At 65.5% G+C, this 23,781-nt stretch carries 20 protein-coding genes; 8 read left to right on the top strand and 12 right to left on the bottom strand.

Annotation, left to right across the window (positions count from 1 at the left end; all coding sequences use genetic code 11):
• Nucleotides 1–65: 65 nt before the first annotated feature.
• Entirely contained in the window at nucleotides 66–1,652 is a 1,587-nt protein-coding gene (ggt, locus tag CO669_RS26330) for a gamma-glutamyltransferase (protein ID WP_097662850.1), read from the bottom strand.
• Between the two features lie 208 nt (nucleotides 1,653–1,860).
• On the opposite strand from ggt, the gene trhO reads away from it, so the two are divergent.
• On the top strand, nucleotides 1,861–2,628 hold the full coding sequence (gene trhO, locus CO669_RS26325) for an oxygen-dependent tRNA uridine(34) hydroxylase TrhO (RefSeq protein ID WP_097662849.1): 768 nt from the start codon (nucleotides 1,861–1,863) through the stop codon (nucleotides 2,626–2,628).
• Entirely contained in the window at nucleotides 2,618–2,836 is a 219-nt protein-coding gene (locus CO669_RS26320) for a SlyX family protein (protein WP_097662848.1), read from the top strand. The genes trhO and CO669_RS26320 overlap by 11 nt, the downstream gene beginning before the upstream one ends.
• Nucleotides 2,837–2,842: 6 nt before the next feature.
• Here CO669_RS26320 and CO669_RS26315 read toward each other — a convergent pair whose 3' ends face one another.
• Both CO669_RS26315 and CO669_RS26310 read right to left on the bottom strand, forming a co-directional pair.
• Complete coding sequence (locus CO669_RS26315; RefSeq protein ID WP_097662847.1) at nucleotides 2,843–4,747, bottom strand: diguanylate cyclase; 1,905 nt, start codon at nucleotides 4,745–4,747, stop codon at nucleotides 2,843–2,845.
• Nucleotides 4,748–4,921: 174 nt separating this feature from the next.
• Nucleotides 4,922–5,137 (bottom strand): hypothetical protein, encoded by a 216-nt coding sequence (locus CO669_RS26310; protein ID WP_198964270.1) that lies wholly within the window; start codon nucleotides 5,135–5,137, stop codon nucleotides 4,922–4,924.
• 107 nt (nucleotides 5,138–5,244) lie between these two features.
• On the opposite strand from CO669_RS26310, the gene hemE reads away from it, so the two are divergent.
• Nucleotides 5,245–6,279, top strand: coding sequence for a uroporphyrinogen decarboxylase (gene hemE, locus CO669_RS26305; protein WP_097662845.1), 1,035 nt, complete (start codon nucleotides 5,245–5,247; stop codon nucleotides 6,277–6,279).
• A gap of 116 nt (nucleotides 6,280–6,395) precedes the next feature.
• On the opposite strand, the gene CO669_RS26300 is transcribed toward hemE, so the two are convergent.
• The 4 genes from CO669_RS26300 to CO669_RS26285 form a co-directional block, all read right to left on the bottom strand.
• A complete protein-coding gene (locus CO669_RS26300; protein WP_097662844.1) occupies nucleotides 6,396–7,034 on the bottom strand; it encodes a response regulator transcription factor in 639 nt (212 codons plus the stop codon).
• 142 nt (nucleotides 7,035–7,176) lie between these two features.
• Nucleotides 7,177–8,157, bottom strand: coding sequence for a hydroxymethylbilane synthase (hemC, locus tag CO669_RS26295; RefSeq protein WP_097662843.1), 981 nt, complete (start codon nucleotides 8,155–8,157; stop codon nucleotides 7,177–7,179).
• 26 nt (nucleotides 8,158–8,183) lie between these two features.
• On the bottom strand, nucleotides 8,184–9,809 hold the full coding sequence (locus tag CO669_RS26290; RefSeq protein ID WP_097662842.1) for a GMC family oxidoreductase: 1,626 nt from the start codon (nucleotides 9,807–9,809) through the stop codon (nucleotides 8,184–8,186).
• A 53-nt stretch (nucleotides 9,810–9,862) separates the two neighbouring features.
• Nucleotides 9,863–10,453 (bottom strand): TetR/AcrR family transcriptional regulator, encoded by a 591-nt coding sequence (locus CO669_RS26285; protein WP_097662841.1) that lies wholly within the window; start codon nucleotides 10,451–10,453, stop codon nucleotides 9,863–9,865.
• A 99-nt stretch (nucleotides 10,454–10,552) separates the two neighbouring features.
• Here CO669_RS26285 and CO669_RS26280 point away from each other — a divergent pair, with 99 nt between their 5' ends.
• Both CO669_RS26280 and CO669_RS26275 read left to right on the top strand, forming a co-directional pair.
• Complete coding sequence (locus CO669_RS26280) at nucleotides 10,553–10,918, top strand: nuclear transport factor 2 family protein (protein ID WP_097662840.1); 366 nt, start codon at nucleotides 10,553–10,555, stop codon at nucleotides 10,916–10,918.
• 224 nt (nucleotides 10,919–11,142) lie between these two features.
• Nucleotides 11,143–13,104, top strand: a complete 1,962-nt coding sequence (locus CO669_RS26275; protein ID WP_097662839.1) for a putative bifunctional diguanylate cyclase/phosphodiesterase — start codon at nucleotides 11,143–11,145, stop codon at nucleotides 13,102–13,104.
• Nucleotides 13,105–13,158: 54 nt separating this feature from the next.
• Here the strand turns inward: CO669_RS26275 and CO669_RS26270 are convergent, their stop codons facing one another.
• The 4 genes from CO669_RS26270 to pgm all read right to left on the bottom strand — a co-directional run bounded on the left by CO669_RS26270 (nucleotide 13,159) and on the right by pgm (nucleotide 17,929).
• Nucleotides 13,159–14,139, bottom strand: a complete 981-nt coding sequence (locus tag CO669_RS26270) for a PDR/VanB family oxidoreductase (protein WP_097662838.1) — start codon at nucleotides 14,137–14,139, stop codon at nucleotides 13,159–13,161.
• 11 nt (nucleotides 14,140–14,150) lie between these two features.
• Nucleotides 14,151–14,903, bottom strand: coding sequence for a GntR family transcriptional regulator (locus CO669_RS26265; protein ID WP_097662837.1), 753 nt, complete (start codon nucleotides 14,901–14,903; stop codon nucleotides 14,151–14,153).
• Nucleotides 14,904–14,906: 3 nt separating this feature from the next.
• Nucleotides 14,907–15,956: an aromatic ring-hydroxylating dioxygenase subunit alpha gene (locus CO669_RS26260; RefSeq protein ID WP_097662836.1), complete on the bottom strand. Its 1,050-nt coding sequence runs from the start codon at nucleotides 15,954–15,956 to the stop codon at nucleotides 14,907–14,909.
• Between the two features lie 281 nt (nucleotides 15,957–16,237).
• Nucleotides 16,238–17,929 (bottom strand): phosphoglucomutase (alpha-D-glucose-1,6-bisphosphate-dependent), encoded by a 1,692-nt coding sequence (gene pgm / locus CO669_RS26255; protein WP_502694516.1) that lies wholly within the window; start codon nucleotides 17,927–17,929, stop codon nucleotides 16,238–16,240.
• Nucleotides 17,930–19,284: 1,355 nt separating this feature from the next.
• On the opposite strand from pgm, the gene CO669_RS26245 reads away from it, so the two are divergent.
• Together CO669_RS26245 and CO669_RS26240 are read left to right on the top strand one after the other, a co-directional pair.
• Complete coding sequence (locus CO669_RS26245; protein ID WP_097662834.1) at nucleotides 19,285–20,421, top strand: alpha/beta hydrolase family protein; 1,137 nt, start codon at nucleotides 19,285–19,287, stop codon at nucleotides 20,419–20,421.
• Between the two features lie 42 nt (nucleotides 20,422–20,463).
• Nucleotides 20,464–21,270: a lytic transglycosylase domain-containing protein gene (locus CO669_RS26240; protein WP_097662833.1), complete on the top strand. Its 807-nt coding sequence runs from the start codon at nucleotides 20,464–20,466 to the stop codon at nucleotides 21,268–21,270.
• A 204-nt stretch (nucleotides 21,271–21,474) separates the two neighbouring features.
• Here the strand turns inward: CO669_RS26240 and CO669_RS26230 are convergent, their stop codons facing one another.
• A complete protein-coding gene (locus CO669_RS26230) occupies nucleotides 21,475–22,290 on the bottom strand; it encodes a response regulator transcription factor (RefSeq protein WP_097662831.1) in 816 nt (271 codons plus the stop codon).
• Nucleotides 22,291–22,584: 294 nt separating this feature from the next.
• Between CO669_RS26230 and CO669_RS26225 the strand changes: the two genes are divergently transcribed.
• Nucleotides 22,585–23,745 (top strand): acyltransferase family protein, encoded by a 1,161-nt coding sequence (locus tag CO669_RS26225; RefSeq protein ID WP_097662830.1) that lies wholly within the window; start codon nucleotides 22,585–22,587, stop codon nucleotides 23,743–23,745.
• Nucleotides 23,746–23,781 lie beyond the last annotated feature (36 nt).

Genomic DNA, 23,781 nt, shown 5'->3' with positions numbered 1-23,781 from the left:
GCAAATGCCGCACCGCCCCTTGTCAACTTTTTCTGATCTCGCGCGAGGAACCTTGCGCGGGGCGATCAATAACCCAACGCGCAGCCGTCCTTGCGCGGATCGGAACCACCGGTAAGCGTGCCCTTGTCCCAATCGATCCAGATCGCCTGGGCGCCGCCGAGCGGGCCGACCACGCTGGTGGTCTTGTGGCCGAGCTTCTTCAGGCCTTCGACGACGTCCGCCGGCACGCTGTCCTCGAGCTGATACTGGCCCTCATAGTGCAGGCCGCGCGGCATATCGATCGCCTCCTGGACGTCGCAGCCATAGTCGAGGATGTTGGTCAGGAGATGAGTCTGGCCGGTCGGCTGGTACTGTCCGCCCATCACCGCGAACGACATCGTGGAGCGGCCGCCCTTGGTGAGCAGGCCCGGCATGATGGTGTGCAGCGGCCGCTTGCCGCCCTCGATGCAGTTGGGATGGCCGGGCTGGATGCGGAAGCCGCCGGCGCGGTTCTGGAACAGCACGCCGGTCTTGTTCGAGACGATCGCCGAGCCGAACGAATGCGCGACCGAATTGATGAACGAGCAGACGTTGCGGTCCTTGTCCACCACGGTGATGTAGATGGTCGACGGATTCATCGGCGGCGCAACGTTCGGCAGGTCGAGCATGCCGTCCATGCGGATCTTGCTGATGTACTCCTCGGCAAAACCCTTCTCCAGCATCTCGGCGACGTTGATCTTCATGTGCTCGGGAGAGGCGACGTGCATCTCGCGGTTCATGTAGGCGATGCGCGCGGCTTCCGCCTCGAGATGGAAACGCTCGACACTGAGGGGCGCGTACTTGGTGAGGTCGAAGCGCGACAGGATGTTGAGCATCAGCAGCGCGGTGACGCCCGGGCCGTTCGGCGGGCACTGCCAGACGTCGTAGCCCTTGTACATGGTGCCGATCGGCGTCGTCGTCTCGGTGGTGTGCGCCGCGAAATCGTCGAGCGTATGGAGGCCACCGATCCCCCGCAGCGTCTCGACCATGTCTTCGGCGACCGCGCCCTTGTAAAAGGCGTCGCGGCCGTCCTTGGCGATCGCGCGCAGCGTCTTGCCGAGCTCGGCCTGGCGGATGACGTCGCCGGCCACCGGCGGCTTGCCGCCCGGCAACAGGTAGCGCACGGTGTTGGTGCCGGCCTTCAGCTTCTCGAACTGGTTCTTCCAGTCGAAGGCGATGCGGGGCGCGACGACATAGCCTTCCTCGGCCGCCTTGATCGCGGGCTGGAGCAGGCGGTCGAAACCGAACCTGCCGTGATCGCGCAGCACGGTCGCAAAGGCATCGATCACGCCCGGAATCGAAACCGCATGCGCCGAGGTCAGCGGCACGGAGTTGATCTTGCGCTCCAGATACCAGTCGGCATTCGCCGCCTTCGGCGCGCGGCCGGAGCCGTTATAGGCGATGATCTTGCCCTCGCCCCGCGGCTGGACCAGTGCGAAGCAATCGCCGCCGATGCCGGTCGATTGCGGCTCGATCACGCCCAGCACGGCCGAGCCCGCCACCGCCGCATCCACCGCGGTACCGCCCTCGCGCAGCACCTCGATCGCCGCGAGCGAGGCCTGCGGGTGCGAGGTCGCAACCATCGCGTTGGTGGCGTGGACCGTGGACCTGCCGGGGAAATGGAAGTTTCTCATCGAATTCTTGCTCTCGTTAGGCTGTCTTGGCGGTGGATGCGCGCGCCGCGCCGTCTTAGGAAAAACCGGGTCTACATGACACATTCCGGCGGCCCTCGGCAATGCTGGCATACCAGGCAAATGGCTGCCATCCGCTGGGCGTATAGACCTTTTGAGGCCGGCCGCCATGCGGGTTTTCTGAGCGGCGGTCGCCTGCTAAACGAGCCGCATGTCTGATCCGCACCCGGTCGCCAAGGTCATCGCGTTCTATCAATTTGCCGCCCTCCCGGACTACCGCGAGCTGCGCGAGCCGCTGCGCGCGTTCTGCGCCGACCTGAAGCTGAAGGGCAGCGTGCTGCTGGCGCAGGAGGGTATCAACGGCACGCTCGCCGGCGCGCCGGAGGGGATCGACGCCCTCGCCCGCGAGCTGGCGCACGGCGACATGTTCGGCGGCAGGCTGGACAATCTGGAATTGAAATTCTCGACCGCCGAGGCGATGCCGTTCGGGCGGCTCAAGGTGCGGCTGAAGAAGGAGATCGTCACGCTCGGCGATGCCGCTGCCGATCCGACCCGCCAGGTCGGCACCTATGTCGATGCCAGCGAATGGAATGCGCTGATCTCGGCACCCGATACGCTGCTGCTCGACACCCGCAATGCCTTCGAGGTGGCGATGGGAACGTTCGAAGGCGCCGTCGATCCCGGCATCAGGAGCTTCGGCCAGTTCAAGGATTTTGCCGCCGAGCGGCTCGATCCGGCCAGGCACCGCAGGATCGCGATGTTCTGCACCGGCGGCATCCGCTGCGAGAAGGCGAGCGCGCATCTGCTCGCGCGCGGCTTTGCCGAGGTCTATCACCTCAAAGGCGGCATCCTCAGATATCTGGAAGAGGTGCCGGAGGCACAGAGCCGCTGGCGCGGCGAATGCTTCGTGTTCGACGAACGCGTCGCGCTGGGCCACGGTTTGCGCGAACGGAACAAGGACGCTGCGCGTGACGAATGAGATCAAGACGCTGAGCGAGCGCATCGACACGCTGGAGACGCGCCTCGCCTATCAGGACGACACGATCGAGACGCTGAACCAGACCATCACCGCGCAGTGGAAGCAGATCGACCTGCTGACGCGGAAGATCTCGGAGCTCGGCGAGCGGCTTCAGGAGGCCGAGGCGAATGCGCCGGGGCCCGCCAACGAGCCTCCGCCGCATTATTGAGCCGTCCTACTGGCCGGACGCCCTGGGCATCAAACTCATGAGCTCGCCGGACATCATCAGACGGTTACGGCCGGCGTCCTTGGCGGCGTAGAGCGCCCGGTCGGCAGCTTCAACCAGCGAGGCCACGCCCGTCGTGCGCTCCAGCGCCGGCCGGCAGGTCGCACCGCCGACCGAGACGGTGACGCATCCAGACGCCAGATTGCTGCTGTGATCGAGGCCGGCCTCGTGAATGGCCTCGCGGATCCGCTCACCGACCAGGGCGCAGCCGGCGGCATCGGTGTTCGGCAGCAGCATGGCGAATTCCTCGCCGCCATAGCGCGCCGCCAGATCGCCGGCGCGCTGCGTCTCGGCCGCGATGATCTTCGCGACCAGACGCAGGCAGGCATCGCCTGCGGGATGGCCGTATTCGTCGTTATAGGCCTTGAAGTGATCCACATCGATCATCAGCAGAGCAAGGCTGGAGCGGTCGCGATAGGCGCGCGCCCATTCCTCCTTCAGCCGCTCGTCGAAGCGGCGGCGATTGGCAAGGCCGGTGAGGCTGTCCTCGATCGCCAGCGTCTCGAGCCTGGTTTCGAGCTTCTTGTGCTCGGTGATGTCGCGGGAGATCGCAACCACGCCGTCGACGCGGCCATTGTCCTTGCGCGTCACGCGCATGGTCGATTCCAGCCAGATCTCGCCGTTCTTCCGGTGCGAGTTGCGGTAAATGAGGCGCGCCTCCTCCCGCTCGCCACGCTTCATGGCGTCGACGATGCCCTGGACCTCCGGCAGATCTTCCGGATTGATGCCCGCCAGCGCCGGGGTGCCGATCAATTGATTGGCACGCCAGCCGACGACGCGCACGGACGAGGGCGAGACATAGCGCAGCCGCTCGTCGAGCCCGATCCGGGTCACCATGTCGCTGGAGCCTTCGGCGAGCAGGCGGAAATGCGCCTCCTTCTCGACCAGGGCGGCGGCCATGCGCTGGCCGCGCTGCAACTGCCGCACCAGCACGGCGCCGATGATGGCAATCAGCATCACCAGCGCGATGACGTAGAGCATGCGGGAGATTGCCGCTGCGCGCCAGGGCGCGAGCAGCTCTTCCTTGTCGAGCGTGGCCAGCAGGACCAGCGGATAGCGGCTGGAGCGCTTGAAGAAGCTGACGCGCTCGGCACCGTCCAGCGGCGACTTGAAATGATAGACGCCGCTCGGCCGCTGCAGGCTGGCGTCGCGGAACAGCGGGGTATCGGCGACGCTGCGGCCGACGAACTTGTCGTTGCTGGGATTGCGCGCGATGATCAATCCGTCGCCATGCACCAGCGCCGCCGAGCTGTTGCGACCGATCTCGAACTGCTCGTAGAAGTGCGCGAGATATCCGGCGCTGATGGTCGCGAGCACGACGCCGCCGAAGCTGCCGTCCGGCTTGTTGAAGCGACGCGACAGGGTGACCACCCATTCGCCTTCGAGGAGGCTCTTCACGGGACGACCGATCAGGGGCTCCCGTTTCGGGGAGAGCTGATGATAGCGAAAGAACGTGTCGTCGCTGAGCGTGGAGGCGGTGGTGCCGGGCGAGGTCAGCCAGTTGCCCTGGTCGTCGATGATGGTGAGGCTGTGGATACGCGGAATGGCCTTTTTGCGCGCCTCCAGGACGTTGCCGAGCTTGGCGATGGTCGCAGGGCCGGTGCCGTCCATCTCGAGCCGGCTGACGACGCCGACGACGCCGGAATCCAGCAGATCGAGGCTGTCCTCGGCATGCTGGGTCAGCCACCGGGCGACGTTCGCCATCTCGGTCTCGGCCCCCCTCAGCACGGCATCGCGCGCGGCCCATTCGCGCCAGCCGCTGACGCCCAGGATGGTCGCGCAGGTCAGCGCGACGAAAGCCGCCGCACGCAGCGGCAGGTGGCTCCATCCGGCTCGTTGGGTCGCAAGGCTCATGCGGCAGAATTCTCCGATGGTTCGGAAACTCTGCCGCTTCTATTAGTGAACTCTGAAATCCCTACTGGAATACACGGCGATTTGCCCGTGTTCCAGTAGTCCTACGGATGCCGCAATCAGCGCATCGCTAACAAGCTGTTAGCAGGCCTATCGGAATCCAGCTCCCTCCGCGAGTTAGCTGAACATCGCCTTGACCTTGTCCCACAGCGAGGGGCTGTCGGCATCCGCATCGGCCTTCGAGGGCGTGGGCTGGGCCGCGCTCACGGGATCAGACGCCGGGAAGCTACCCTTCAGCCCGGCGTCCAGCTTGCTGTGGCGGTCGGCGGCCAGCGCTTCATGCGGATCGTCGGCGTGCTTGTCATGCGGCGCGGGATTGAATGTCTCAGCCATGGTGTCCTCCATCGGCTGGGTCAACGCGGCCCTGTTGCGCTGGTTCCCCTGTTCCGCTGCGGGCCGAGGCAGTGTATCAGGGGCCATAACCCTGTTCAGGACCGTTCGTGCCCCAGTCTGCAAAAAAGCCCTTCATCGACGTGCTCTCCGGCCAGCGCCAGAGCACCCCGCCCATGTGGATGATGCGGCAGGCCGGCCGCTATTTGCCGGAATATCGCGAGGTGCGCGCCAAGGCCGGCGGCTTCCTCGACCTCTGCTTCAACCCGGAGCTTGCTGCCGAGGTGACGCTGCAGCCGATCCGCAGGTTCGGATTCGACGCCGCGATCATCTTTTCGGACATCCTGGTGATCCCCCATGCGCTCGGGCGCTCGGTACGGTTCGAGGTCGGCGAGGGCCCGCGGCTGGATCCGCTGGATGATCCCGCAAAGGTCGCGACGCTGGCCCCGCGCGCCGATTTAGGCAAGCTCGAGCCGGTGTTCGAGGCGCTGCGTATCGTACGCAGCGCGCTGGACCCGAAGTTTGCGCTGATCGGCTTCTGCGGCGCGCCGTGGACGGTCGCGACCTACATGGTCGCCGGCCAGGGCACGCCCGACCAGGCGCCGGCACGAATGATGGCCTATCGCCACCCAGAGGCGTTCGCTGCGATCATCGACGTGCTGGTCGAGAACTCCATTCAATATCTGCTGGCGCAGCTCGACGCCGGCGCCAACGCCTTGCAGATCTTCGACACCTGGGCCGGCGTGCTGCCGCCTGCCGAGTTCGCGCGCTGGTCGGTCGAGCCGACGCGGCGCATCGTGGAGGGCGTACGGGCCAAGGTGCCGGACGCCAAGATCATCGGCTTCCCCCGCGGGGCCGGCGCCCAGCTGCCGGGTTACGTCGAGGCGACCGGCGTCAATGCGGTCAGCATCGACTGGACCGCCGAGCCCGCCTTCATCCGCGAGCGCGTGCAGAGCAAGGTCGCCGTGCAGGGCAATCTCGATCCGCTGGTCTTGATCACGGGCGGTGCCGCGCTCGACCGCGCGGTCGACGACGTGCTGGCCAATTTTGCGCAAGGGCACCTGATCTTCAACCTCGGCCACGGCATCCAGCCGGAGACCCCGATCGCCCATGTCGAGCAGATGATCAAGCGCGTGCGGGGGTAGTTCGCCCCGCCTCGAACGGGGCGGAAACGAAAACGCGAAATGACCATCGAGGCAGGCGCTGCGCGCGATAGCCTCGGCCGGGGTGTTCCGCGGAAAGCCGCCGACCGTCCATGCCGTCAGTGAACGGTGCGCCTAAAGGCCGCGGGCCGGTCCTTCTGGGGCTGCGCCCCCTCGAAGGCCATGATCGAAAGCTGCGCGGTCGTCTTGACGCCGGCCTTCTGCAGGATACGGGAGCGGTGATCCTCGATCGTTCGCGGACTGATGCCAAGCTTCCGCGCAATCACTTTGCTCGACGACCCCGCAATCAGATGATCCAGGACCTCGCATTCGCGCCTGGTGAGTCCTCGCGACTGCTTGAAATATTCCACTGGACTCGCTGCCTGCGCAGGCAGGCCGGCGCCGGCCGACTCGATCCGCGCAACCAGGTCTGCCGGACTGAAAGGCTTCTCGACAAAATCCGCCGCTCCGATCCGAAGCGCATGCACGGCGGTCGGGATATCGCCCTGCCCCGACACCATGAGGATGGGTGCCGGATAGGTTCGATTGGTCAGTTGTCCGAGAACGTCCAGCCCCGATGTTCCCGGCAAGCACAGGTCGAGAAGAATACAAGCCGGAGACGCATAGCGGGCCTTCGCGATCAGCGCTTCGCCATCGGCAAAGAAAACCGGCTGATAACCCGCTTTCTCGAGAACGACCCTCAGCATCGCACGCGTTGTCAGATCGTCTTCCAGAATGAATATCTCGTTCTCAGTCATCGTCGTCGCCTTTTCCGTTCAAACCGCGATTGCTATGCGCTGGTCGCGGCGACAGGAAAAGTGGAAGTCACCAAGACGGTTCTCGACTAAATAACGACAAGTTTGCGTAAAATTGCAGCGGATTAGGCCGAAATTAACGCGTTCAGCGCGGCCGGCTGCGCTCGATGATCTCGGCGGCGCCTTTCATCAGCAGATCCAGACCCACAGCACGGCCGAGCTCGCGCGGGCGGTCGGCGGGACCTTCGCGCGAGGCTTCGATGATGGTGTTGCCGGAGAGGTCGAGCACGGATGCGGTGAGCGACATCTGATTGCCGGCGATGGTCGAGAAGCCCGCCACCGGCGAATTGCAGTGACCGTTGAGCACCCACAGCACCTCGCGCTCGGCATCGGCAGAGGCATGCGCGGCGGGATCGTCGATCGATGACAGGATTTTTCGCGTCTGCCAGTCCTGCGCTGCGCATTCGACGGCGACGATGCCCTGCCCCGCGGCCGGCAGCATCTCCAGCGGAGTGAATTCGTAGGCAATGCGGCTGGCGAGGCCGACACGGTCGAGACCGGAACGCGCCATGATCAGCGCGTCCGCCGGGCCGACCGCGCCGCCATCCGGCAGCTTCTGCTTCTCGCCATTGTCGAGTTTTCGCACGCGGGTATCGGCGGCGCCGCGGAAGTGGATGATCTCCACGTCGGGAAAGAGCCGTCTTGCATAGGCGGCACGGCGCACAGCATTGGTGCCGATCTTGAACCCCCTGCCGCCGGACCGGCGCAGCGCCTCCAATGTCACGCCGTCCCGAAGCACCAGCGCATCGCTGGGCGGATCGCGCGACAGCGTGGCGCCGATGACGAGGCCGGGCGTGTCCTCGTTGCCGGGCATGTCCTTCAGCGAATGCATCGCCGCCTGCAAGTCGCCCGACAGCACGGCGGCCCGGATCTGCGCCACGAAGGCGCCGCCCTTGCCGCCATGGGGCAGCAGCTTGCTGGTCTGGTCGGTATCGCCGGTGGTGTCGAACTTGACGATCTCGACGTCGAGACCGGGCACGGCGGCGGTCAGGCGGCGCGCGATCTCTTCCGTCTGTGCCAGCGCCATCGCGCTCTTGCGTGTGCCGATCCTCAATCGCGTAGCCAAGTCCTGGTCCTCTCAACAATCGCGGGTCATCCCGCATCCTCCAATATCATGTCGGAGGCCTTTTCGGCGATCATGATGATCGGCGCGTTGGTGTTTCCCGACACGAGATCCGGCATGACCGAGCCGTCGACGACGCGAAGGCCTTCGAGGCCCCGCACTTTCAACCGCTGATCGACCACCGCGAGCGCGTCGTTGCCCATACGACAGGTCGAGGTCGGATGGTAGATGGTGCTGCCGCGGTCGCGGCAATAATCCAGTATCTCGGCGTCCGTGGATACCTTCGTCCCGGGATCATACTCGCCGACCACGAACGGCTTCATGGCTGGCGCATTCAGGATCTTGCGCAGGATCTTGATGGCCTCGACGTTGGTGGTGCGGTCGGTCTCGGTCGACATGTAGTTGATGCGGATTTCCGGCGGCACGGTCGGGTCCGCACTCCGGATGCGCAGGGAACCGCGGCTCTCGGGACGAAGCTGGCACACCGACGCCGTGAAGCCGGAGAAGTCGTGCAGCTTCTCGCCCATCTTGTCGGTCGAGAACGGCAGGAAATGCACCTGGATGTCGGGCGAGGCGAGCCGCGGGCTGGTCTTGAAGAACGCGCCGGCGGTGCCGGCTGCGATCGTCAGCCAGCCCTTTCGGAACAGCGCATAGCGCGCGCCGGCGAGCACGCGGCGGAGCGGATGATTGACAGTGTCGTTGAGCGTGATCTTCTGCGAGCAGCGCATCACGATGCGGACCTGCATGTGGTCCTGGAGATCGTGGCCGACGCCCGGCGCGTCAAGCACGACGTCGATGCCGTGCTTGCGCAGGAGATCGCCGGGCCCGACGCCGGAGAGCTGGAGCAGCTGCGGCGAGTTGTAGGCGCCGCTCGACAGTACGATCTCCCGCCGCGCCCGCGCGCGGCGCACGGTTGCGCCTTGCCCGTATTCGACGCCGACGGCGCGCCGCCCCTCGAACAGCACGCGCTGACCGAGCGCCTCAGTCTCGACCTTGAGATTGCCGCGCGTCCTTGCCGGGCCGAGATAGGAAACGGACGTCGAGGCGCGCCGGCCGTTGCGCGTCGTGGTCTGAAACAGGCCGACGCCCTCCTGGGTGGCACCGTTGAAATCAGGATTGTAGGGCAGACCGGTCTCGACCGCGGCGTCGATGAAGGCCTTTGACAGCGGATCGGTCACGATCATGTCGGAGACCGGCAGCGGACCGCCGCTGCCATGATACTGATCGGCACCGCGCGACTGGTTCTCGGCCTTCTTGAAATAAGGCAGCACGTCGTCATAGCCCCAGCCGGTGTTGCCGAGCTGGCGCCAGCGATCGTAGTCCTCGTGCTGGCCGCGGACATACAGCAGGCCGTTGATCGAGCTCGATCCGCCCAGCGTCTTGCCGCGCGGCTGGAACACCTGCCGTCCCTTCAGCTCGGGCTCCGGCTCGGTCTGGTACATCCAGTTGACGCTCTTCTCCTTGAACAGCTTTCCGTAGCCGAGCGGGATGTGGATCCAGGTGTTGGAATCCTTCGGACCCGCCTCGAGCAGCAGCACCGAATGTTTGCCACTCGCCGAGAGACGATTGGCAAGCACGCAGCCGGCAGAGCCGGCGCCGACGATGATGTAGTCGAACTCGGGATCGGACGGCGCGAGAGAGGAATTTGCGTTCATGCGCTACTGTTCTTCTTGTTGGCGTGGGCGTTTCCGGTATCGAACTAGCACGATCATGCAGCGACACGCAGCGCCTCGACCAGCGACTTGAACGCACGGGCATATTCCGCGCCTGCCCTTGCGATATCGGCGTGGCCGGCGCAGGCGACCGCGGCCTCGGTCACCGCACCGAGCAGCAGCCGCGCCAGCGGCTCGACCGGCTGCCGCGCGATCAGGCCGCCATCCATGGCGGTCGCGATCGCACGCGGCAGCTTGCCGCCGAAATGCTGTGCGTCGATCTCACGCCAGCGCTCCCAGCCGAGGACGGCCGGCCCATCGCGCAGGATGATCTGGCCGGTCGGCCCCTTCGCGGTCGCGGCAAAGTAATGCTGGGTGCCGGCGACCATCGCGGCGAGCACGTCCTTCTCGGCGCGCGCAGCACCGTCGATCTCCACGACGAGGTCGCGCGAGACTTGGTCGAACACGGCCTCGAACACCGCCTCCTTGGTCCTGAAGTGATGATAGACCGCGCCCTTGGCGACGGAGGCTGCCTCCGCGATCTCGTCCATGGTGGTGGCGGCAAAGCCTTGCGTCCCGAACAGGCGGCGTGCCGCCATCAGGATGGCCTCGTTGGTCGCTGCGCGTCGCTCCGCCTGTTTCGCCATGGCTCTCGTCTAATCCAACCGCGCGCCGCCCGCCAGTTGACTTTTCGACTACCAGTCGGTATTTACCGACCATCAGTCGGTTTTACCACGAGGTGCACCATGCCGAGCCGTGAGGTCGTCGAAGCTTTTGCCAAGCGCCTGGAAGATGGGGATTTCGTCGGCGCGATCGAGCAATTCTATCTGCCGGACGCGGCGACCTATGAGAACAACGCGCCGCCGACCGTCGGACGCGAGCAGCTGGTCGCCAAGGAGCGCGGCGTGCTGGCCGCGACCACGGAGATCAAGGCCTTGCGCATCGGTCCGAGCCTGATCGAGGGCGACCACGTCGCGACCCGCTGGACCTTCAGCTTCACCAATGCGGACGGGGTGACGCGGACGCTCGACGAAATCGCGTGGCAGACGTGGCGTGGCGACAAGCTGATCGAGGAGCGGTTCTACTACGATCCGAAGCAGATGGGGCGGTGAGAGGCCTTCCAACATCGCTGTCACCGCCCGGCCAAGGCATGACAGCGGCGCGCATTGCTCTGCCGGTGCGCATTTGTATCGATTTGTTATCGATACCTTCCTTTGAACACGCAGAAGTGGCCAGCGCATCCCGCGCGGCGGAGGATAATTCATAGTTCGTCAAAGGTTTGCAGCGAATTGTCGGCTCCGCGCCGGACGAACGGCCCAAGCTGCTAGGCTCTGGAATGCGGACCCAACTGACCTCTTATTTCGCGCGGCTGTTCGCCGGCGATCTGTCGGCCTTTGGCGGTCCTGCACCCGACGAGGCCATGGCCGGCCATATCCGTGCCGAACAGATGTCCCTGGTGCTCGGCTATTCGGTCGGCATCATGCTTGCCAATGCCTGCAACGCCATCGTGCTCGCCATCGCCTTGTGGCAATCGCCGGACAGGATCTCCGCGGCGATCTGGGCCACCGCCGTGGCCGGCTCAGCGATCGCGTTCGGCTTGCAATCCCGCGTGGCACGCCGCATCACCAAGCCGCAATTCGTCTCGCGCCGCGCCATGTACCGCCTGGTGCGCAATGCCTTCGTGCTCGGCGCCGCCTGGGGGATCGTACCGGTCGCCTTCTTCAACGATGCCTCCACCGGCGGCCAGCTCGTCATTACCTGCCTGTGCTCGGGAATGCTGGCCGGCGGTGCGCTGGCCTTCAGCACCATTCCGATCGCCGCCATCGCATTCACGGCCCCGATCTTCGTCGGCATCGCCATCTGCCTCGGCAGGAACGGCGATCTGGCCTTTCTGCTGATCGCCTTCCTCGTCGTGGTCTACGGAAGCGTGCTGCTGCGCGGTGTGTTCGTCAATGCGTTCTCGTTCGCGCGGCGCGTGACGCGGCAGATCGAGGCCGAGCGAACGGTGCGACAGGATCCGCTGACCCACCTGCCCAACCGCTTCGCCTTCAACGAGACGCTCGATGCCGCCTTGAAGCGGCTTACCTTGTCCGGCGAGGAATTCGCGGTGCTGCTGCTCGACCTCGATCGCTTCAAGGAGGTCAACGACAAATTCGGCCATCCCGCCGGCGACGAATTCCTGGTCCAGACCGCAAGCCGCCTGCAGCGCTGCACGCGTGCGGCCGAGCATGTCGCTCGTATCGGCGGCGACGAGTTCGCGCTGGTGATGGCCAATCTGGCGCGGCCCGAGGATGCACTCGAAATTGCCGAACGCTTTGTCGCCGCCTTCGACGAGCCGTTCCGGATCGAGGGCCGCCAGATCGTCGGCGCGACCAGCGTCGGCATCGTGCTGGCGCCGCGCGACGGCAACACGCAGCTCGACGTGATGAAGAATGCCGACGCTGCGCTCTATCGCGCCAAGAAGGCGGGGCCCGGCACGGTCTGCTTCTTCGAGGAAGCCGACGACCGTTCATCCCGCGACCGCAAGGCGCTGCAGGCGGACCTTCAAGGCGCCATCGCGCGGAACGAGCTGTTCCTCGTGTTTCAGCCGTTCCTCGATCTCGACGAAGGCCGCATCACCGGCTTCGAGGCGCTGCTACGCTGGCAACATCCTGAGCGCGGACTGGTGCCGCCGAGCGAATTCATCCCCATCGCGGAGGAGACCGGGCTGATCCACGAGATCGGTGAATGGGTCGTCCGCCGCGCCTGCGCGACGGTGGCCGAGTGGCCCGACGAGATCAGGGTCGCCGTCAATTTCTCCGCAGCGCAGTTTCACAACGCCGGCATCCTGCAGATCATCGTGCAGGCGCTCAGTGAGGCGAAGATCGCACCCCATCGGCTCGAGATCGAGATCACGGAATCGATGCTGCTGTCGAAATACGGCTCGGCCGAGTCGGTCCTGAATGCGCTGCTGCAGCTCGGCGTCACCGTGGCGCTGGACGATTTCGGGACGGGCTTTTCCTCCCTCACCTATTTGCGCAAGCTGCCGTTCAGCCGGATCAAGGTCGACCAGTCCTTCATCCGGGACATGCTGGTGCAGCCGGACTGCGCCGCGATCGTGAAATCGGTGGTTGGCCTGGCGCGGGACCTCAACATCGGCGTGGTCGCCGAAGGCGTCGAGACCGCCGATCAGCTCGAATATCTCAGGCAGATCAATTGCGGCGAGGTTCAGGGTTATCTGATCAGCCGACCCGTGTCGGCGGATGGCGTTCTGGCACTGCTGGAGCCGAAGAAGCTTCGGACCATTTACGCGGCGTAGTCCCCCGCGGCGTCGTCCGCGGGGCTAGCCCGGGCATGGCGACCTCTCCCGGCGTCAAACCGCATCCGCGCGCAACAGGGTATCCACGGTGATGGTGCCGCGTGCGCGGGAGACGCAGGCGCAGATCTTCTGGTTGCTCTCTTTCTGATGATCGCTGAAGAACACGTCGCGATGGTCGATCTCGCCGTCGACATCGACGACGTCGATGGCGCAAAGGCCGCATTCGCCGCGCTTGCAGTCGGATATCACCTCAAAGCCGCTGGCATTGAGCACGTCCAGCATCGAACGCTCGCGCGGGATTTCGAGTTCGACATCCGAACCCTTCAGGCGAACGCGGAACGTCTCGGTGGGCAGCGCGCCGCTGGAGCCGAAGGTCTCATAGCGGAGATCCGGCAGCGGATGGCCGGCGCCGATCCAGGCATGGCGCGCGGCGTCGAGCATGCGCATCGGGCCGCAGAACAGGGCCAGCGTGCCTTGCGGCAACGACGCGAACAGCGCATCGAGATCGAGCCGCTGGCCTTCGTCGCCGGCATGAACGACCAGGCGGTCACCGAGCATGGCGGCGAGATCGTCGAGATAGGCCGCTTCAGCGCGCGACCGCACTGCGTAATGCAGCGCAACGCTTGCTCCGCGGCGCGCCAGCGCCTGCGCGGCGCCGAGGATCGGCGTGATGCCGATCCCCCCGGCGATCAGGCAGTAACTTTCCCGCGCCCAGTCGACCGCGAGCAGCGAGGCGGGCTGGGTGATGTCGAGCCGCGCGCCCGGCGCGAGCTGCCACATGTAGCGCGAACCGCCGCGGGAATCCTCGGCGCGGCGCACCGCGATCTTGAAGCCGGCCGCGCAGGCTTCGCCGACCAGCGAATAGGACCGCGTCTCGGGCAGGCCGTCGATGGTCACGCTGACGTTGATGTGGCTGCCGACCGGATACGCAGCGGCATCGAACTGATCGGGCCGGATCAGGAATTCGCGAATGCCGGGCGCAAGGTCGCGCGTCGAGACGAGCGTCGCCGGAATCCAGGTTTCGATGAAGCGCATGGCGACTGCCCTCAATCGGTTGTGGTCTTGATCAGCGCGAGCGCCGGCAAGAGGTCGAGATGGGTGCGGTTGCGCAGCGCCAGCCGTAGATTGCGAACGGCGAGCCGCGCATGCTCGCGCATGACCGCTTCGGCGCGCGCGCCTTCGCGGTTCTCGATGGCGTCGATCACGACGCGGTGGTGCTCCTGGCCGATGATCAGGATCTGCTGCGCTTCCGGCAATGCCGACTGCGCCATCACGAAGCCGCTTGGGGATGCGAACGGCAGCGCCGAGGCACGGTCGATCTGCCGGATCAGGGGCGGGCTGCGTGACAATTCGGTCAGCAGCGCGTGGAAGCGTGCGTTCAGCGTGACGTAGGACGAGAAGGCTTCGATCGAGATCGGCACCTGGCTCAGCAAGTCGTCGATCGCGGCCAGGCACTCCTTGAGCGGCTCGAGCTCGCGCGCGGAGACGCCGCGCTCGGCGGCAAAGCGCGCGGCAAGGCCCTCCAGCGTGCCGCGCAGCTCGATGGAATCGGAGATGTCGCGCTCCGAAAACGCCTTCACCATGAAGCCGCCGGAGGGGATCGCCTCCAACAGGCCCTCTTCCTCGAGCCGCACCAGCGCCATGCGCACCGGGGTGCGCGAGGCGCCGGTGGTTTCCACCGCCTGGAGCTCGGAGATGCGCTCGCCCGGACGCAGGCTTCCCGACAGGATCTGGTCCCGCAGCGCGAGCTGCGCCTTCACGGTCTGCGAGACGGAACGGTCGACCTCACGCTCGGCCATGATCTACTCCGCGGCCTGAAGGCGCTGCGGCCCGTTTTCTTTCGCCACCATCCTGTCGATCAGCTTGCGCGTCCACATCGCGCCGGCATCGATGTTGAGGTTGTAGAAGATGCGATCGGGATTCTCGTCCATGGCGCGCTGCTGCGCCTCCAGGATCAGTTCATCCTCGTGGAAGATGCCGGAGACGCCCTCGCGGATCTCGCTGGTGATGCGCTGCTCGCCGAGCTGGTAGTTGCGCACGAAGGCCCAGAAATAGTGGCAGGTCTTCTCGGTCTCGGGCGTGATGGTGTTGAGCACGAAGCCGTTGACGCCCTGCGAGCGGTCGCCCTCCGGCGCACCGGTGCCTGTCGGCGCCACGCCGACGTCGATCGCGATGGTGCACGGTGCTTCGAAACGGATGATCTGCCAGCGGTCGACCAGGCCGGACTTGCCGAGCTGCTTGGCCCAGAACGGCGGCGGCTCGATGTTCCGCATCCAGCGCGTCACCGTGACCGTCTTCTCGCCATGGGTGACGTCGAACGGCGCTTCCGTGACGGCGTCATTGCCGATCGAGGAGCCGTGCACGAAGGTCTCATGGGTGAGGTCCATGAGATTGTCGAGCACGAGGCGATAGTCGCATTTGACGTGGATGGTCTTGCCGTCGCCCGCCCAGGCCGGATCGTGATTCCAGTGCATGTCGGGGACGAGGGCGGGATCGGCCAGCGCGGGATCGCCCATCCAGAGCCAGATGAAGCGGTGGCGCTCGACCACGGGATAGGAGCGCACGCAGGCCGACGGGTTGATGGTCTCCTGCGAGGGCATGAAGGTGCAGCGGCCCTGCGCGTTGAACTTCAGACCGTGATAGCCGCAGACCACGGTGTCGCCCTCCAGCCGCCCCTTGGACAGCGGCACCAGGCGATGCCAGCAGGCGTCCTCGAGCGCGGCCACCGAGCCGTCGGCCTTGCGATACATCACGACATGCTTGCCGCAGATCGTCCGCGGCAGCAGCGCCGGCTTCACGTCGGCGTCCCAGGCGGCGGCGTACCAGGCGTTCATCGGGAAGGGCTTTGGCATCGGTCTCACTCCCACGGCTTATGTATGCGTTATGTATACAATAAACGAGGGCTTGAGAGATTCAAGGCCAAAGAATGCGTATTATAATACCATAAAATCGTTGTATGTATACACAAATGCATCCTCATTCCCCGCGAAGGCGGGGAATCCAGTACTCCGCGGCAGATATTGAGTGCACACAACTTCCGCCGCGGCGTACTGGATCACCCGCTTTCGCGGGTGATGACACCTTTTGATACGGCGCCCCTTCCTTGGAGGAGCAGTGAGAGCGGCGCCGGCAGCTACGCCCCGAACACTTTCGCCAGTCCGGCCTGGGCTTCTTCTTGAATCCGCTTCAGGTGCTCGGTGCTGCGGAAACTTTCGGCGTAGATCTTGTAGACGTCTTCGGTGCCGGACGGCCGCGCCGCGAACCAGCCGAAATCGGTCTCGACCTTGATGCCGCCGAACGGCTGGCCGTTGCCGGGCGCCTTGCTGAGGGTTGAGCGGACCGGGTCGCCGGCGAGGTCCTTGAAGCCGAGCTGCTCGGGCGTGACAGACTTCAAGATGTTCTTCTGCGGCCCGGTCGCGGCGACGTCGATACGGGCGTAGTGCGGCACGCCGAACTCGGCGGTGAGATCGGCAAACAGTTGGCTGGGATCGCGGCCGGTCTTGGCCATGATCTCGGCGGCCAACAGGCCGAGGATGACGCCGTCCTTGTCGGTCGACCACACCGTGCCGTCGCGGCGCAGGAACGAGGCCCCTGCACTCTCCTCGCCGCCGAAGCCGAAACCGCCGGTGAGGAGGCCATCGACGAACCATTTGAAGCCGACCGGGGTCTCGACCAGCTTGCGGCCGAGCTTCTTGGCGACGCGGTCGATGATCGAGCTCGACACCACGGTCTTGCCGATCGCGGCATCCCTGCTCCAGTTCGGGCGGTGCGCGAACAGATACGAGATCGCGGTCGCCAGATAATGATTCGGATTCATCAGGCCGCCGGACCGCGTCACGATGCCATGGCGGTCGGCGTCGGTGTCGTTGGCAAAGGCGACGTCGAAGCGGTCGCGCATCCCGATCAGGCTCGCCATCGCATAGGGCGAGGAGCAGTCCATGCGGATCTTGCCATCCCAATCCACCGTCATGAAGCGGAACGTCGGGTCGATCGCCTCGTTCACCACCGTCGCCTTCAGGCCGTAGCGATCGATGATGGGATGCCAGTAGTGCACGGCGGCGCCGCCAAGCGGATCGATGCCGATCTTGATGCCGGCGGATTTGACCAGCTCGAGATCGACGACGTCGCCGAGATCGGCAACGTAGGGCGTGACGAAGTCATAGGCGTGGACGTTCGAAGACTTGCGCGCCTTCGCATAGTCCATGCGCTTCACGCCCTTGAGATTGTCGGCGAGGTAGGCATTGGCGCGCTTCTCGACGACGCCTGTGACGTCGGTGTCGGCGGGACCGCCATGCGGCGGATTGTATTTGTAGCCGCCATCCTCGGGGGGATTGTGCGAGGGCGTGATGACGACGCCATCGGCAAGGCCGCTGGTGCGGCCCTTGTTATGGGTGAGGATCGCGTGCGAGATGACAGGCGTCGGCGTGTAGCCGCCGTCCTTGTCGATCATGATGTCGACGCCGTTGGCCGCGAACACCTCCACGGCGCTCGCGAGCGCCGGCTCGGCCAGCGCGTGGGTGTCGATGCCGATGAAGAGCGGACCGGTCAGCCCTTTTTCGTGTCTGTAGTCACAGATGGCCTGCGTGGTCGCGAGGATATGGCCCTCGTTGAAGGTATTCTTGAACGAGGTGCCACGATGGCCGGAGGTGCCGAACGCCACGCGCTGCGCGGGATCCGCGGCATCGGGCTTGCCGGCGAAATAAGCCGTCACCAGCCGCGGAATATTGGTGAGCGCGTCGGGCGAAGCTTGCTTGCCCGCACCGGGATGAACATCAGCCACTGGTAAAGTCCTCGTTCTGTCGTAACCGAGATAGCGGAGCACCATAGCATCGGCCGGGCCTTCGCCAAGGGCACAACACAGGCGACGGGGGCGGCGTTCCCTGGGGGATGACCGGAGCGGGACGGGACCCGAGGAAATTCCGTCGAGAGCTGGGTGGCCCGCGCTCTCTCCCCGTCATTGCGAGCGGAGCGACTTGTCCGCCGAAGCCTTGGCGAAGACGGAAGCAATCCAGGGTCTTTCCGCTGCGGGTTTCTGGATTGCTTCATTACCAGCGCAAAATTGCTTCGCAATATTGTAGCGGACGGCGTATGAGGCCGCAGCGCCGTAGGGTGGGCAAAGGCGCAAAGCGCCGTGCCCACGATCTCCATCGATAAGCAACAAAGGCGTGGGCACGCTTGCGCTTTGCCCACCCTACGACATCGAGCTTGTGGCACGCAGCTCGGCTGACAGACTTCGTCGCAAGGGCTCCTCGCAATGACGGAGCATGGGGCGGCGATCTGCTCCTCCACCTGACACTGTCATTCCCCGCGAAGGCGGGGAATCCAGTACACCGCGGCTTATCGGCTCAATCACTGCGGCCTCTGGAATACAGGATCGCCCGCCTTCGCGGGCGACGACACCGAATGTGTGGCTGAGGGCATGGCTTCGCGGCCTCGCGGCTTGTTTCGCCCGAGCTTTGCTTGATCTGATCGCCCTCTTAGCCAAGAGGGCACAGGGAAGACCGGGTGCCGGCTCGCACCCGCGGTCCGCTGCGCGAAATGCGCACGCAGAAGGAACCGCACAGCAGCATACAGGTGGTGCCGATCACGCGGCCTTCCCTGCGCGATGGTCGGACGGCTTATGCCGTGCTCTCCCGGGAGCCGAACTTTCCTCTGGCCTCCCTCGCCCCGCGAATTGACGATGCCGTCTGCCCGGTTGGGCTCGCGCACATCTTCGCGAAAGGCTTGACCGTAGCAACGACGGCCAGGACCACACGGTTTTGCCGTACGCGCGGCCCGCCCTATCGCCGCAGTTTTTCCGGCTCTGTCGACGAAGCCGGAAACTTACGAGCGAGACGAAGCCTGACAGCGCCGTTCGTCCGCACGCGGGGATCGGGCTCACAGGGACTACCCGCCCTGCCCGCCCCATCTCGTGCCGACGCTGCCGCGTCCACCGCAAGCCCGGCTCGCGAAAATGACGACACCATGATCGCCCCTCTTGAGTGAGCCGGGATGAGCGACACATACGTCAAAACCGAATTTCGGTAAAGTGGAATATTTTCGGGGAGATGGGTTGACAGAGAGCGAAACAGCCGGCGCCCGTCCCGTCATCCCGAGGACCCCCGCGAGGGCCGCGGGGTTCACGGTCAAATAAGGAGATCATGCTATGCTTGCCGCCATCGAGGCTCGTCGAATCGTCCCATGGCTCTGTCGCGCAAGCTGCTTCTGCTGATCGCTGGTCTCATTGCGGCGGGTGCGCCGGCGCGCGCGGCGGAATTCTACACCGAGGATCTGCGCATCCCCATGGCGGAAGCCGGGCCGCAGGGGCTGGAGGCCTTTCTGGTCCGCCCGGCGGGCGCAAAGCGCTATCCGCTCGCGCTGCTCAGCCATGGCTCGCCGCGCAGCTTCGATGACCGCGCCACCATGTCCGCGCACCGATATTACGGCATCGCGCTCGAATATGCCCGGCGGGGCTTTGCGGCGCTGATCCTGATGCGGCGCGGCTACGGCACCTCGCCCGGCGGCCGCGTCGACAGCGTCGGCGGTTGCGCGAAGGCGGCCTACTTGCCGGCGGCGGCGGTCGCGGTGGCCGATCTGCGCGCGGCGATCGACGCGATGGCGCGCCGGGCCGACGTCACGACATCAGGCATGATCGCGGCCGGCCATTCCGCCGGCGGGCTGGCGACGATCGCACTCACGGCGCAGGCGCCGCCCGGCCTCGTCGCTGCGATCAACTTCGCCGGCGGCCGCGGCTCGCGCGACGATGACGATGTCTGCAATCAGGATGGACTGGTGCAGGCCTTCGCCACCTTCGGCAAGACCTCGCGCGTGCCCACGTTGTGGGTCTACGCGACCAACGATTCCTATTTCGGCCCCGATCTCGCGCGCCGCCTCCATGACGGATTTCGCGCCGCTGGCGGCAACGCGACATTCATCGCGGCGCCGCCCTTCGGCGATGACGGCCACTACCTGTATTCGGTGACGAGCCGTCCGCAATGGACGCCCTATGTCGACACCTTCCTGCGCGAGCGCGGCCTCATCGGCCGCGACCTTCTTGGTCTGCCCGATCCGCTGCCGCCACCGCGCCAGCTCAACGAGGCTGCGCGGGCCGAGTTCACGCGCTATCTCGCCAGCACGCTGCCGCACAAGGCTTTCGCGGTGTCGCCGAACGGCGGCTACGGCTGGCGAGCCGGACGCGTCACGGTCGACGAGGCCCAGCGTGACTCGCTGGCGGCCTGCATGAAATGGTCGCCGACCTGCACGCTCTATGCGATCGACGACCGCCTCGCCGGGCCTTCGCAAGCGACATCCACCGATCAAAGCGCCCGCGCCCGCTAGCCGCGGAGCCGTTTGTTAACTCGGGCGATCTATGACGAACGCATGCTGTGGGATCGAACAGGCCTTCATCCGGGCGCGACGTGGCGACACGTGGCACTCGTCCTGTTGTTGTCGGCGCCGCTCTGCGCCCATGCCGAGGACAGCGCCCCGGACGAGCCGCGCGTGACATCGGCGATCCCCGGCGGCGGCACGGAACTCGGCGCCGGCGAAACGCCGTCGTCCCGGGCCTTGATCCGGAAGATCATCGAGCGCGAAACCGCCCGCACCAATCTACCGGCCGATATCGCCGAAGCCGTCGTCTTCGTCGAAAGCGGCTACAATTCGGCTGTCATCGGCAACGTTGGCGAGATCGGCCTGATGCAGGTGCGGCCCGAGACGGCGGCGATGCTGGGCTTCCGGGGCAGCGAAGCGGAACTTGCCGAGCCCGACATCAACATCCACTACGGGGTGCTTTATCTCAGCCAGGCCTGGCGGCTGGCCGGCGGGGACATCTGCCGCGCCCTGATGAAATACCGGGCCGGCCATGGCGAGGAGGCAATGACCGCGCGGTCGCAGGTCTATTGCAACCGGGCCCGCAACCGACTTGCCGCCATGAATTCGAAGGCGTTGTCGACCGAAGCTGCGGCAGCTCCCGAACCGGCACCGCCGGCTGCGGCTGTTGCGGTGGCAGCGGCTCCCGCCAAACCGATGATCCGGCCGAAGGTCTCCGTCCAGCCCAAAGCCGTCTATGCCCGCTATCGTCAGGGGACCGCCGCCGCCAGCCGCGCCTATTGGGCCGCCCACGAGGCCAAGGTCAGCCAGATCAAGGCTCGCATCGCAGCGCGATGGAAGCGCGTCGCGTCGCGCTGAAAACGATGCGGCCGACGCCGGCCGCTATTGCTTGAGCATGATCTTCTCGGAAAACCGCTGCACGCCTTGCGCTAGAGCCTTTTCCGTTCCGATGGAATCGGAACGGGGCTCTAGACTCTTGTTTTGACGCGTTTTCTTGACGCGAACCGGTACCCACTTCGCTCGAAAACGCTCTAACGCGGCCCTTCGGGTCCGGATGTTGTCCTACAGTCGCTCGCTGAGCGCAAGCTTGTAGCCGACGCCGGTTACGGTTGCGATCACGGGCGTGCCACTGCCGACGAGCTTGCGGCGCAGCCGCGCGACCAGCGCGTCGACCGTGCGGATGTCGACCTCGGCTTGGCGGTTGCTCACGACCTCGATCAGATAGTCGCGGCTCAGCGGCCGTCCGTCGGCGCCGACGAGCGCCGCGAGCAGATCGAACTCGGCGCGCGTCAGCGCCACCGGCTTGCCGTCGCTGCCGAGCAATTCGCGCCGCGTCAGGTCGATGATCCAGTCGCCGAAGGCGATCGAATTGTGGTTGCGCGCCGCCTTGCGGTCGATCGATCGCCGCCGCAGCACGCTGCGTGCGCGCGCGAGCAGGTCGCGCAGATTGATCGGTTTGGTGACGTAGTGGTCGCCTGCGATTTCGAGGCCGAGGATGCGGTCGACGTCGGTGTCGCGACGCGTCACGAAGATGATGCCCGCGTTGCTGGTCGCCTGGATCTCCTTGGCGAGCTCGAAGCCGTCGCCGTCGGGCAGTTGCAGGTCGAGAAAGACGAGATCGGTGCGGGCACGCAGTGCCTGGCGGCATTCCGCGCAGGAGCCGGCGCCGACCACGTCGAAATTGTTCTCGCTGAAATAGCCGACCAGCATGGTCCGCGTCACCGGGTCGTCCTCGACGACGATCAGCCGCTCGCGGCCGGCGGGACGCACTTCCCGAAGAGCGGAATCGACCAAGGTCTTGGGTGTCCTGTTTGCCTGCGGCCCGACCTGCATATTCAAGCCGCTGCGCAACGCGCTGTCATGTGAACGTACATTCACGACTTGTTCGAGCCCCCGATAGTAGCCGCCGGAATATTAGGCGCGTTGCGACGCGCAAACAATATTGCTCATGCCCTTGACGCATTAAGTATGAATTGGCCCACAATTCTCATTCCGTGCATCAATGATCCGGACGGCCTCTGCGGCGGCCATGGGCCGCTCCCTGGCCATCGATCCCGCACATTCGATTTCGGACACAAGGCCTGGTTAAGGTAAAAAAGGCCTTCGGCTTCGGAAAGCGCGGCCGCGCCTCTATTGTCCCGCCAGCACAATAAGAACCACGGAGCAGGTGTGATGCAGGGGCAGACCCGGTTGGCTGCCGGTCGAACCGGACAGGACACAGCTCCGTTCGCTCGTTCGCACACGCTCGACGTTCTGCGCGGTCTCGCCATCGCCGGCGTCATGGCGATCCACGTCTCGCAATCCTTTCCGTCGAACATCCACGCCGTCGATTACGCCTTCATGTGCGGCTGGACCGGCGTCAACGTGTTCTACTTCGTCAGTGCCATGACGATGTGCCTGATGTGGACGCAGCGCAGCGGCGAGACGAATCCGACCCGCAAGTTCTACATCCGCCGCACCTTGCGCATCGCGCCGCTGTTCTGGCTCGCGATCCCGGTCTACCTCGCCATCAACGGCACCGGGCCGAGCGACAACGCGCCTGGCGGCATCGGGCCGCTTCAAGTGATCCTCACCGCAACGTTCCTGCACGGCTTCTGGCCGGACAGCGTCAACAGCGTGGTGCCCGGCGACTGGTCGATCGCGGCGGAGATGACCTTCTATCTCGTCTTCCCGCTCCTGATCACCGCGTTCGGATCGCGTCGCCATCTCTATCTCGCGCTTGCCATCGCGCTGCATCTCGTCAATGTCGGCCTGTTCAAGCCGTGGGCCTTCGCACTGTTCTCGGCCTATTACGGCCCCGGCCACGAGGCCTTCGTCTGGACCACGCTGCACATCAGCTTCCTGAACCAGCTGCCGGTGTTCCTGATCGGATGCGCGCTGTTCTTCTCGCTGCGCGACGGATTTGCCAGGTCGGACGGTGCAATCTACGCCGTCTTCATCGCGCTGTCCTTCATCGCCGACCGCGCCACCGGCTCGCATGAATTCAACTATCTCATGATCAACCTCGTGCTCGGCGCACTGGTCGTCGGTTGCATCAAGCTAGCCCTCCGCTTCCAGCCCCTGGAGGCTCTCGGCCGCAATTCCTATTCGATGTACCTGTCACACTTCGCGGTGATCCATGGCCTGCGTCGGCTCTGGCCGCTCGCGGACGGCTTGATCTCGCTGCTCGTCGCCTATGTCATCACCGCCGCGCTGAGCTATCTCGTCGCACGCGCGACCTGGCATCTGATCGAGCGGCGCGCGCAGGACCTGGCGCATCGCCTGACGACGACGGGACCGGACCGGTCAAGCCCCCGGCCGGCCATCGCCGCCACCGCAGCCGGCATGCGCTGAACGCCCCTGCTCCGTCTCTGCCGACCCGAAGCGACT

Source organism: Bradyrhizobium sp. Y36, from assembly GCF_002531575.1.
Taxonomy (GTDB): domain Bacteria; phylum Pseudomonadota; class Alphaproteobacteria; order Rhizobiales; family Xanthobacteraceae; genus Bradyrhizobium.
The sequence above is the reverse complement of the archived record's forward strand: the minus strand, read 5'-3'. Positions and strand labels throughout refer to the sequence as shown.

Bases quoted from the DNA above. Each gene is read 5' to 3' on its own strand.
- CO669_RS26240 (WP_097662833.1), top strand. From the start codon at position 20,464: ATGCTGTGGGATCGAACAGGCCTTCATCCGGGCGCGACGTGGCGACAC.
- CO669_RS26270 (WP_097662838.1), bottom strand. From the start codon at position 14,139: ATGCGCTTCATCGAAACCTGGATTCCGGCGACGCTCGTCTCGACGCGC.
- CO669_RS26265 (WP_097662837.1), bottom strand. From the start codon at position 14,903: ATGGCCGAGCGTGAGGTCGACCGTTCCGTCTCGCAGACCGTGAAGGCG.
- CO669_RS26315 (WP_097662847.1), bottom strand. From the start codon at position 4,747: ATGAGCCTTGCGACCCAACGAGCCGGATGGAGCCACCTGCCGCTGCGT.
- CO669_RS26285 (WP_097662841.1), bottom strand. From the start codon at position 10,453: ATGGCGAAACAGGCGGAGCGACGCGCAGCGACCAACGAGGCCATCCTG.
- CO669_RS26275 (WP_097662839.1), top strand. From the start codon at position 11,143: ATGCGGACCCAACTGACCTCTTATTTCGCGCGGCTGTTCGCCGGCGAT.
- CO669_RS26310 (WP_198964270.1), bottom strand. From the start codon at position 5,137: ATGGCTGAGACATTCAATCCCGCGCCGCATGACAAGCACGCCGACGAT.
- CO669_RS26280 (WP_097662840.1), top strand. From the start codon at position 10,553: ATGCCGAGCCGTGAGGTCGTCGAAGCTTTTGCCAAGCGCCTGGAAGAT.
- CO669_RS26245 (WP_097662834.1), top strand. From the start codon at position 19,285: ATGGCTCTGTCGCGCAAGCTGCTTCTGCTGATCGCTGGTCTCATTGCG.
- CO669_RS26225 (WP_097662830.1), top strand. From the start codon at position 22,585: ATGCAGGGGCAGACCCGGTTGGCTGCCGGTCGAACCGGACAGGACACA.
- ggt (WP_097662850.1), bottom strand. From the start codon at position 1,652: ATGAGAAACTTCCATTTCCCCGGCAGGTCCACGGTCCACGCCACCAAC.
- CO669_RS26260 (WP_097662836.1), bottom strand. From the start codon at position 15,956: ATGCCAAAGCCCTTCCCGATGAACGCCTGGTACGCCGCCGCCTGGGAC.
- CO669_RS26300 (WP_097662844.1), bottom strand. From the start codon at position 7,034: ATGACTGAGAACGAGATATTCATTCTGGAAGACGATCTGACAACGCGT.
- pgm (WP_502694516.1), bottom strand. From the start codon at position 17,929: ATGGTGCTCCGCTATCTCGGTTACGACAGAACGAGGACTTTACCAGTG.
- CO669_RS26290 (WP_097662842.1), bottom strand. From the start codon at position 9,809: ATGAACGCAAATTCCTCTCTCGCGCCGTCCGATCCCGAGTTCGACTAC.
- trhO (WP_097662849.1), top strand. From the start codon at position 1,861: ATGTCTGATCCGCACCCGGTCGCCAAGGTCATCGCGTTCTATCAATTT.